We start from the raw sequence: 9,266 nt of genomic DNA, 5'->3' as shown, positions 1-9,266 counted from the left end.
TCGCGCTCCGGGAGGGCCCGCCGCTGGCGGACCTGCCCGGGCGCGACAGCGACCCGCTGGTTGTGCGCGCCGAACGGCTCCACGAGGAGGCGGTGCGGAACAGGCTCGCCGCCGATGTGTACGGAGGCCGCCCCCGGCAGGCGCTGCCGGGCCTTGCCGCACTCGCCGAGGCGGCGCCCCTCGACGAATCCCTCCAGGCGCTGCGCGTCCGCGCGCTGCGGGCGGCCGGCAGACCCGCCGAGGCGCTCCAGGCGTATCACGACATCCGCGACCGGCTCGCGGAGCGACTGGGCACCGACCCCGGACCCGAACTGCGTTCCCTGTACGCCGAGTTGCTGGCAGTCGCCGACGGCATACCGGAGCCCCCGGCGGCCGCGCCCCGGCGCCCCGCCCCCGGCAACCTCGGGGCCCCGCTCACCTCCTTCGTCGGCCGCGCGGCGGAACTGGCCGCGCTCTCCGCCGATCTGGGCACCGAGCGCCTCATCAGTCTGGTCGGACCCGGCGGCGCGGGGAAGACCCGGCTGTCCCTGGAGGCCGCCAGGGCGGTCGCCGGCACCTGGCCGGACGGCGTGTGGGTGGCCGAGCTGGCTCCCGTACGGGACGAGGCGACCGTGCCCGAGGCCGTGCTGACCGCACTCGGCGCCCGCGAGGCGAAGCTGCTGGGCCCGGCGGCGGGGGAGGCGGGATCGCGCGACCCGCTGGTCCAGCTCGCCGAACACTGCGGGCAGCGCCGCATGTTGATCCTGCTCGACAACTGCGAGCATGTGATCGGGTCGGCGGCCCGGCTGGCCGAGTCGCTCCTCACCCACTGCCCCGGGGTGAGCGTGCTCGCCAGCAGCAGGGAACCCCTGGGGGTGCCCGGCGAGTCGGTGCGGACCGTCGAGCCGCTGCCGCAGGACGTGGCGCTCCGGCTGTTCGGCGCACGGGGCGCCGCGGCGCGGCCCGGATTCCGTACGTCCGACGACCCGGGCGCCTGCGCCGAGATCTGCCGGCGCCTCGACGGCCTGCCGCTCGCGCTCGAACTCGCCGCCGCACGGCTGCGGGTGCTGACCCCCCGGCAGATCGCCGACCGGCTGGACGACAGGTTCCGGCTGCTCGGGGCGGGCAGCGGCAGCAGGACCGTACGCCCCGGACAGCGGACACTGCGCGCCGTCGTCGACTGGTCCTGGGACCTGCTGTCCGGCGCCGAACGGGCCGTCCTGCGACGGCTGTCGGTGTTCTCCGGCGGCTGCGCGCTCGCGCAGGCCGAGGCGGTGGCGGCCGAGGACGGCGCCGACGGGAGCGACACGAAGCCCGACGTCCTGGAACTGCTCGCCTCCCTTGTCGACAAATCGCTGGTGGTCGCTGCGCCCGACGACGAGGACGGCATGCGCTACCGGCTGCTGGAGACCGTCCGGGAGTACGCGGCCGGGCGCCTCGACGAATCGGGGGAGCGGGCGGCCGTCGAGCGGCGGCACCTGATCGCGTACCGCGAGCTGGTACGCGTCGGCGAGCCCGGGCTGCGCGGGCCGCACCAGGCGCGTCTGCTGGTCCGGTTCGAGCGCGAGCACGCCAACGTACGCGCGGCACTGCGTACGGCGGTCGACAACGGGAAGGAGCAGGAGGCGCTCTGTATCGCACTCTCGATGAGCTGGTTCTGGCAGTTGAGCGACCACCGCGGCGACGCCCAGTTCTGGTCGGCCGCCGTGGCCGCGCTCGGCCCCGACCCCTTCTCCCCGTCCGCGCCGCTCGCCGTTCCGCTGCCCGAGCCCTGTACGGCGCTGCCGCTGCCCTGGTCCGAGGAGCAGCTCTGGGAGGCCAGGCGTGGCGTGGGGCTGATGGTGCTCGCGGGCAGTGAAGGGGAAGGCTCAGGGCTGGACGGTATCCGTACCGGCCACCAACTGAACGCGATCGTCAGGGCCTACCGCCCCGGCCTGCCGCAGAACTGCCGCCAGCCCGGCTCCATGTGGTACTTCGCCCGGCTGATGACGGGGGAGTTCTCCGGCCTCGGCGAGACGCTGGAGGCACTCGTGGCGGCCTGCCGCGAGCAGGCGGACCACTGGAACCTGGGCCTGGCCCTGATGCTGCGGTCCAGGCTGCTGGGCGAGAGTCCGGACGGCCTGGAGCGGTCGGGTCTCGACGCCGACGAGGCCACCGCCCTCTTCGAACGGGCGGGTGATCTCCAGGCGCTCTCCGAGTCACTCGCGGCGCGCGCCGAGACGCATCAACGCCGGGGGCGCTACGCGGAGGCTGCCGCCGACCTCGAACGGGCCGTCGAGTGCTGTGAGTTGAGCGGGACACGGTCCCAGGTGCCGCTGTTCAGGGCGCGGTTGGCCTCCGTACGTCTTGAGGCGGCGACCGACGACGGGGACACAGCCGCCGAGGCCCGCGCCGAACGGGCCCTGGTGGAGGCGGCCGAGGAGGCGGCGGAGCGACCGGGGCAAGGGGTCGGCCGGGCCCGGCTGCTGCTGGCGCAGCGCTACGGACGCACGGGGCGTATCCAGGCGGCGCGTGCCCAACTGGACGTACTGGAGCAGGACGCCGTCGACGCCGAGCACCCCTTGTTCGGCGGCCTGGTGGCGGGCGCGCACGCGTGGTTGTGCTGCCTGGAAGGGGAGTTCGGACAGGCGCTGGAGCTGAGCAGGGCCGCCGTGGGGCGGCTGGACGCCCTCGCCTATCTGGTCGCGCCGCACCTGATCGTCCAGCAGTTCCTCTGCGGGGCCTGGGCCAAGGCCGAGTTGGGGACCGCCGAGGACGGGGCGCGGCTGCTCGGCGCGTACGCGCGTCATGTGCGGCTGCCCGGCGGGCTGGGCCCGGGAGGATTTCCGTCGGCCGCCGATGCCGAGATCGCCGGGCGGGCCACGGCCGCGGTGCGGGCGGCGCTGGACGGCCCGGGGTACGAACGTGCCTACGCCGAGGGCGGCGGCCTCACGGTGAAGGAGGCCGCCGCCCTGCTGTGACCCGCTTACGGCGCCCGGGCTGCCCCGCTCTCAGCCGGTCCCCGTCTCCAGCGCCAGTACGGCGAAGGTGGCCAGCCAGTGATCCGTGGTGAAGTCTCCCCCCGCGGTCGCGGGAAGCCCGGCGGTCAGGTGCCTGTCGGCGGACCTGGTGAGCGCCGGGACGCGCGGGTCACCGTCCGGCAGGCCGGCCGCGATGCCACGCAGTGCGGCGACCCTGCTGAGGCAGAGGCCCTGGAGGTGGCCGATCCCCGGGTCGGCCGGGTCGCTGACCTCGGGCGGGGTGAGGAACTCCCCGCCGTCGGCGTCGAGTTCGGGCAGGAAGGCGGTCAGCCAGCCGGCGAACGCGTCCGGCGGGAGCACCCGCCGCATCACGTCCGCCTCGCTCAGCGCGGGGGAGAGGAAGTCCTGTCCGGACGGCTCCCAGCGGAACGAGGCGCCATGGTCGTCGAGGAACCACTCCCGCAGCTTCGCCGTTACGGGCGCCACGAGTTCGGGAACTCCGGCCGCATCCGCGCTGTCCAGGATCAGGCCGAGCGCGAACGCGCTGTTGGTGTGGGTGCCGTGGCGCACCGGATACCGGGCCTTGGGAAGCCAGTCGGTGACCAGGCCGGCGACGGTACGGGCGGCCGGCGCCAGCGCCTCGGTCCACCGCTCCACACCGAGAGCGCTGCTCTCGGCGGCGAGCGCCAGCAACCAGGCCCAGCCGTAGGGCCGTTCGAAGGACGGATGGGCTCGCAGATACTCCGCCTCGGCTGCGAGCGCCGCCGAGGTGAGGTGCGCGTCCAGCGTCGCGGTGACCGCCGCGACGTCGACGTGTTCCGCGTGGTCGCGCAGCAGACGCAGCAGCAACCAGTGCATGTGCACCGACGAATGCCAGTCGTACGCGCCGTAGAACGCCGGGTGGTACGCGCGGGACGCCACCAACTCCTCCGGGCCGCCCACGAGATGGCCCGGCAGGTTCGGATACTCGCGCGTCGTGTTCGCCACGGCCAGCCGGGCGAACGAGTCCGCGTGCGCGGCTACGGTGAAGTCGTTCCCGCTCAATGGGGCGCCCCTCCAGGCACGTTGAGGTCCACGGTCGTACGCGCGGCCGTGCTGAGCACGGCGGCGAGACCGCGCGCCATGTCCGGTACGGACATCGACGGCTCGTTCCGGTCCGTGACCTGCCCCGGCGAGAACGGCACATGGACGAATCCGCCGCGCAGGCCCGGGCGTTCGGTGGCGATGAGATGGGCGAGCCCGTAGAACACGTGGTTGCACAGGAAGGCGCCGGCCGTGCCCGAGACGGACGCGGGCAGACCCTCCTGCCGTACCGCCTCGACACACCGCTTGACGGGCAGGGAAGCGAAGTACGCCACGGGACCGCCGGGCACCACGGGCCGGTCGACCGGCTGGTTGCCGGCGTTGTCGGGGATGCGCGCGTCGTCGGCGTTGACGGCCACCCGCTCCACGGTCAGCCCGGTCCTGCCGCCCGCCTGCCCTGTGCACAGGACGAGTTCGGGGTCGGTCAGCGCCACGGCGGCGTACAACTCCTCGATGGCCGTGCCGTAGACGCAGCTCAGCTCGACCGCTGTGACATCGAGCCCGGGGGGCGGGTCGGCCGCCACCAGGGAGGCGGCCTCCCAGGACGGGTTGACGCTGTCCCCCTGGAAGGGTTCGAAGCCGGTGATCAGGACTTTCATGGTGACCGTTCGTCGGATTGCGGGAATTCGGGATACGCGCGCTCAGGAGGCCGGCGCTCAGAGGGAGACCGCTCAGGGAGACCGCTCAGGGAGACGGCTCAGAAGGCGAAGAAGTAGATGAGCAGGATGTTGCAGACGAGCAGCACGCCGGCCGTCGGCGCCTGGACCTTGATCGGCCCGTAGGTGTCCTTGAGTTCCAGGAGCGCGGCCGGGACGAGGTTGAAGTTCGCCGCCATCGGCGTGCACAGCGTGCCGCAGAAGCCCGCGAGCATCCCGATGGCCAGCACGGCGGGGATGTTCCCGTGCATCTGCTCGATGAGGACGGGCCAGCCGACCGCCGCCGTCATCACGGGGAACGCGGCGAAGGCATTGCCCATGATCATGGTGAAGACGGCCATGCCGACGCAGTAGAGCGCCACGGCGGCGAGCACCTGCCCGCCGGGCAGGATCTTCTCGGTGATCTTCCCGACCTGGGTGCCGACCCCGGCGGCCTGGAAGATGGCGCCCAGCACGGCCAGGAGCTGCGGCAGCAGCAGCGCCCAGCCCATCGACTCCAGCAGTCCGCGCCCCTCGTGGATCGGTACGGACACCTTCCGCTCGCGCAGCACCCACATGCCGACCACCAGCGCGACGATGGCGCCGATGCCGAGCCCGAGGATGGTCTCGCTGCCCTTCTCCAGGATCGGTGTGCCGCCGATCTTCCACTTGGCGACCAGGACCGCGCACAGGACGGCGACGACCGGAATGGTCAGGGCGGGGACGAAGAGCTTGTTGCCCAAACGGGCGGCGGACGCGACGCGCTGCTTCTCGTCGGTCGTCTTCGGCACACCCTTGCCGGTGAGGTTGAAACCGCCGAGGCAGATCATGACGAGGGCCGCCACGCCCAGCGGTTCGGCGGGGGCCGACCCGTCGAGCACCCAGGTGCTGTAGAAGAAGCTGATCCCCAGCAGACCCCAGAAGGCGGTGGAACCGTAGCGCTTGGGATTGGTCCTGTCGAAGGCCATCTGGATCGCCATCACCAGGAACACGGCGCCGACCAGCCAGTAGAACCACTCGGACTTGATCACTTGGCTGCCCCTCCGGCCTCGGTACCCACGGCGGGCGCGACATCGACGAGCAGGTCGTGTTCCAGCCTGCGGTCGAAGTACAGGAGCCGGGAGCCGTGTACGAAGAACGCGCACACGGCGCTCGGTATCGCCCACAGCGCGAGCTGGAGCGGCTCCAGGTGGGTGTGGTAAGTGGTGTTGACGAAACCGGTGATCAGCAGGATGGAGCCGATGGCGAGGAAGCAGTCCTCGCCGAAGAAGACGCCGACGTTGTCGACGCCCGCCGCGTGCGAGCGGACCTTCTCGCTTATCTTCTCCGGCAGCGGCCGGCCGGAGTTCGTACGCTCGGCCGCCGCCTCCGCCATCGGCGCGACGATCGGGCGCACGCTCTGCGCGGGCCCGCCGATCGTCTGGAGGCCCACGGCGGCGGTGAGTTGGCGCAGGAGCAGGTAGATCGCGAGGAAACGCCCGGTGGTGAGCTTGCCCAGCTTGCCGATCAGGGTCCTGGCCTGCTGCTGGAGCCCGTAACGCTCCAGCAGGCCGATGACGGGCAGGGTGATGGCGAAGATCGTCACCGAACGGCTGGAGGCGAAGCTCTCACCGAAGGTCCGCAGGATGTCGACCGGCGAGAGATGGCCCAGCAGTCCGGTGACGATCCCGGCGACACCGACGACCAGTAGCGGATTGCGTCGTGTGGCGAATCCGAGGATCACCACGAGGACGCCGAGCAGAACAATCATGTGCTCTCGGCCTTCCGTACGAGGACGCCTCAGCGGAGGTGTGAAGCGAGTTGCACGGAGGTTAGAGGATTGTTCAACGATCCGACAAGGGTGTGCGCCATCCCGATCCGAGCGAAACGCACCGGGCGGGCACTCCCGGGCCGGGCCCTCCGGCCGGTCCTCAGTCGCCGGTGCGCGCCGCGTGCGCGGGATACGCCTCTATCAACTGCCTTCTGGAATCCTCCAGATAGAACCCGAGCAGCCGCTCGGCCCCTGCCGCGTCCGCCGACTCCAGCGCGGTCAGGATGTCGCGGTTGCGCGACAGATACGGTTCGTGGAATCGCCGTGGATCGCCCATCACATGGAAGGCGAGCCGCAGCTCCGCCAGCACACCGCGCATCAGGTCGTCGAGCCGCTCACTGCCCGCGAGCCCGGCGAGCGCCTGGTGGAAATGGATGTCGGCGGTGCCGCACAGCGCCCAGTCGTCCCGCGCCGCCGCCTCCTCCCCGTCGGCGACGGCGGCCGCCACCGCTTCCAGCGCGTACGGCGGCCCGCCCGGCTCGCCGAGGTCCCGGACGGCGGCACACTCCACGAGGAGCCGTACGCGGTAGATGTCGCCGATGTCGTCGGCGGTCAGTACCCGGACGAACGCGCCCCTGTTCAGCCTGTGCACGACCAGCCGCTCATGGGTGAGCAGCCGGAACGCCTCGCGGAGTGTGTTACGGGAGATGGAGAGCGCGTTACCGATGCGCTCCTCGGAGAGCCGGCTGCCCGGCGGGAAGAAACCGCGCGCGATGCGTTCACGCAGGATGTCGGCGACCCGCTCGGCCGTGCCGGTACGGCCCAACAGCGCCCGGTCAGCGATGAGTTCGGACAGTGCTCGGCCGGTCTCCGCAGTCATGCTGACCCTTCTCCCTGGGCGGGCTGTCCGCCCGGTTCGGGCCCGGACGCGTTGGCGCGACCCTATGCCCGCCCCCGCATTGTTGAACAATCAGCGGGCCCGCGCCAAGGACCTCAGCCGTTCCGCCTCCGGAGCGACCTCACCCGCCGGCCAGCCGCTCCCGCGCCTCGGCGAGGTCCGCCTCGGTCGGATCGTCGTCCTGCGTCAGGCTGAGCCGCCAGTAGCCGGTGAAGTCCACCGACCTCTTGTCGAGCCCCCGTTCACCGACGAGATGCCGCCGCAGCGCCCTGACCGCGCTCGCCCCGCCGCCGAGCCACGCGTACCCCGAACCTCCGGGGAACACGGCGCCCCGCACCGCCTCCACCAGCGGCCCGTGCCCCGCAGGGGCGCCGTCCCGGTGCAGCCAGCGCACGCTCACATCGCCCGCCGTCGTGAACCGCTGTTCCTCGGCCGCGTCCGCGACCTCCACGTACGCCACGGCCCTCGCCCCCGGCGGCAGCGCCTCGACAATCGTGCCGATCGCGGGCAGCGCGGACTCGTCGCCGGCGAGCAGCATCCAGTCGGTCGTCCCCAGCGGCACGGGCGTGGCGAAGTACGCGGACGGACCGAACATGCCCAGCACATCGCCGGGCGCCGCCGAGAGCGCCCACCTGGTCGCCGGGCCCGCGTCGCGGTGCAGCACGAAGTCGACGTCGACCGTGCCGCGCAGCGGGTCGTGCGCCCGCACCGTGTAACTACGCGTCCAGGGCCGCTCGTCCTCGGGGATCGCCTGGAACGCCGCGTACCACCGCATCACATCACATCGCCGTCGCCGTCGCCGTCGCCGTCGCCGTCGTCGGCGGGACCGGGCAGCACCGGGACGCGCCGGCCCGGCTTCGGGAAGTACAGCTTCACCTGCTGGTCGGGTCCCGCCAGGGCGAAATCGGCGAGATCGGGCCCGCCGAAGGTGATCCGCGCCATGCGCGGGGTGAGCCGTACGACGTCCGTGACCTCGATGGTCCGGACCGGAAGTGCCCGGGGTGCCGCGCTGTTCTCGGGCCGCCCCGCTGTGTGTTCTGTCATGCGAGCCAGGCTGGCAGCCGGCGCCGACACGCGGCCGACACGCCGCCCGCACGGCGCCGACATGGCGTCCGTACGATCCCCGCGCGGCGGCGGGCAACCCCGTGCGGCCCGATGGCGGATGATGGGGGCCCGACACAACACGGCCGTGTGGAGCGTTACTCATGGAGCCGACAGCTCATGTCAGCAAGACCGCCCTGCCAGGGGTCGGTACGCGCTACGACCTGACCACCGAAGCGGGCCGCCATCTCTCCGTCGTCGTGCACCAGGACGGCCGGCGCATCCTCTCGTTCCACGACCCGGAGGACGACGACGCCTGCAAGGACGCCACCGCGCTCAGCCCGCACGAGGCGACGGCGCTGTCCGAACTCCTGACACCCGACCCCGTCGCCCACCTGCGCCAGCACCTGGAGATCGACCTCGTCACCGAGCACATCCCGGTCGGCAGGCGCTCGCCGTACGTGGGCAGGACGCTCGGCGCGACCCAGGCGCGTACCCGTACGGGCGCCTCGATCGTCGCCGTACTGCGCAGGACCGACGCCTTCCCCTCGCCGTCACCCGCGTTCCGCTTCGCCCTCGGGGACACGCTTGTGGTGGTCGGTACGAGGGAAGGCGTGGACGCGGTCGCCGAGTTGATCGCCGGGGGCTGAGCGGGGCCGACCGGGGGCCGAGCGGGAAAGCGGCGGGGCACAGGACGCGCGCCCCACGCCCTGTGCCCCTGATGTGCCGGCCTCGGTGTCCGACCCTGAGGTCAGACTCCGACGCCGAAGTCGGTTGCGATCCCGGTCAGCCCGCTGGCGTAACCCTGCCCGACCGCGCGGAATTTCCACTCCGCGCCGTTGCGGTACAGCTCACCGAAGACCATGGCGGTCTCGGTGGCCGCGTCCTCACTCAGGTCGTAGCGCGCCAGTTCGGCGCCG

At 72.3% G+C, this 9,266-nt stretch carries 8 protein-coding genes and 1 pseudogene; 2 read left to right on the top strand and 7 right to left on the bottom strand.

The features are described 5' to 3' along the window. A partial coding sequence (locus tag QR77_RS01970; RefSeq protein ID WP_040019369.1) for a BTAD domain-containing putative transcriptional regulator occupies positions 1 to 2,939 on the top strand: 2,939 nt, incomplete at its 5' end. Between the two features lie 30 nt (positions 2,940 to 2,969). Here the strand turns inward: QR77_RS01970 and QR77_RS01965 are convergent. The 6 genes and pseudogenes from QR77_RS01965 to QR77_RS01940 all read right to left on the bottom strand — a co-directional run bounded on the left by QR77_RS01965 (position 2,970) and on the right by QR77_RS01940 (position 8,349). Beyond that, entirely contained in the window at positions 2,970 to 3,983 is a 1,014-nt protein-coding gene (locus QR77_RS01965; protein ID WP_040019368.1) for a DUF2891 domain-containing protein, read from the bottom strand. Next, positions 3,980 to 4,621: a pyroglutamyl-peptidase I gene (gene pcp, locus QR77_RS01960; RefSeq protein WP_040019367.1), complete on the bottom strand. Its 642-nt coding sequence runs from the start codon at positions 4,619 to 4,621 to the stop codon at positions 3,980 to 3,982. Before pcp ends, QR77_RS01965 begins: the two co-directional genes overlap by 4 nt. Positions 4,622 to 4,719: 98 nt before the next feature. Continuing rightward, entirely contained in the window at positions 4,720 to 5,688 is a 969-nt protein-coding gene (locus QR77_RS01955) for a DUF979 domain-containing protein (protein ID WP_040019366.1), read from the bottom strand. Then, entirely contained in the window at positions 5,685 to 6,407 is a 723-nt protein-coding gene (locus tag QR77_RS01950; RefSeq protein WP_040019365.1) for a DUF969 domain-containing protein, read from the bottom strand. Before QR77_RS01950 ends, QR77_RS01955 begins: the two co-directional genes overlap by 4 nt. Positions 6,408 to 6,567: 160 nt before the next feature. Then, positions 6,568 to 7,287 carry a GntR family transcriptional regulator gene (locus tag QR77_RS01945; RefSeq protein ID WP_040019364.1) on the bottom strand — a complete coding sequence of 240 codons (720 nt, stop codon included), beginning with the start codon at positions 7,285 to 7,287 and terminating at the stop codon, positions 6,568 to 6,570. A gap of 139 nt (positions 7,288 to 7,426) precedes the next feature. After that, positions 7,427 to 8,349 (bottom strand): annotated as a pseudogene (locus QR77_RS01940) (siderophore-interacting protein). A 161-nt stretch (positions 8,350 to 8,510) separates the two neighbouring features. Here QR77_RS01940 and QR77_RS01935 point away from each other — a divergent pair. Beyond that, positions 8,511 to 8,996 carry a TrkA C-terminal domain-containing protein gene (locus QR77_RS01935; RefSeq protein ID WP_040019363.1) on the top strand — a complete coding sequence of 162 codons (486 nt, stop codon included), beginning with the start codon at positions 8,511 to 8,513 and terminating at the stop codon, positions 8,994 to 8,996. 101 nt (positions 8,997 to 9,097) lie between these two features. On the opposite strand, the gene QR77_RS01930 is transcribed toward QR77_RS01935, so the two are convergent. Next, on the bottom strand, positions 9,098 to 9,266 hold a 169-nt coding region (locus QR77_RS01930; protein WP_040019362.1), incomplete at its 5' end, for a TerD family protein.

Source organism: Streptomyces sp. 150FB, assembly GCF_000818195.1.
In the GTDB taxonomy this organism is placed as follows: Bacteria; Actinomycetota; Actinomycetes; order Streptomycetales; family Streptomycetaceae; genus Streptomyces.
The sequence above is the reverse complement of the archived record's forward strand: the minus strand, read 5'-3'. Positions and strand labels throughout refer to the sequence as shown.

Excerpts from the sequence above, each read along its gene's own strand:
- pcp (WP_040019367.1), bottom strand. The coding sequence starts at position 4,621 with ATGAAAGTCCTGATCACCGGCTTCGAACCCTTCCAGGGGGACAGCGTC.
- QR77_RS01950 (WP_040019365.1), bottom strand. The coding sequence starts at position 6,407 with ATGATTGTTCTGCTCGGCGTCCTCGTGGTGATCCTCGGATTCGCCACA.
- QR77_RS01945 (WP_040019364.1), bottom strand. The coding sequence starts at position 7,287 with ATGACTGCGGAGACCGGCCGAGCACTGTCCGAACTCATCGCTGACCGG.
- QR77_RS01935 (WP_040019363.1), top strand. The coding sequence starts at position 8,511 with ATGGAGCCGACAGCTCATGTCAGCAAGACCGCCCTGCCAGGGGTCGGT.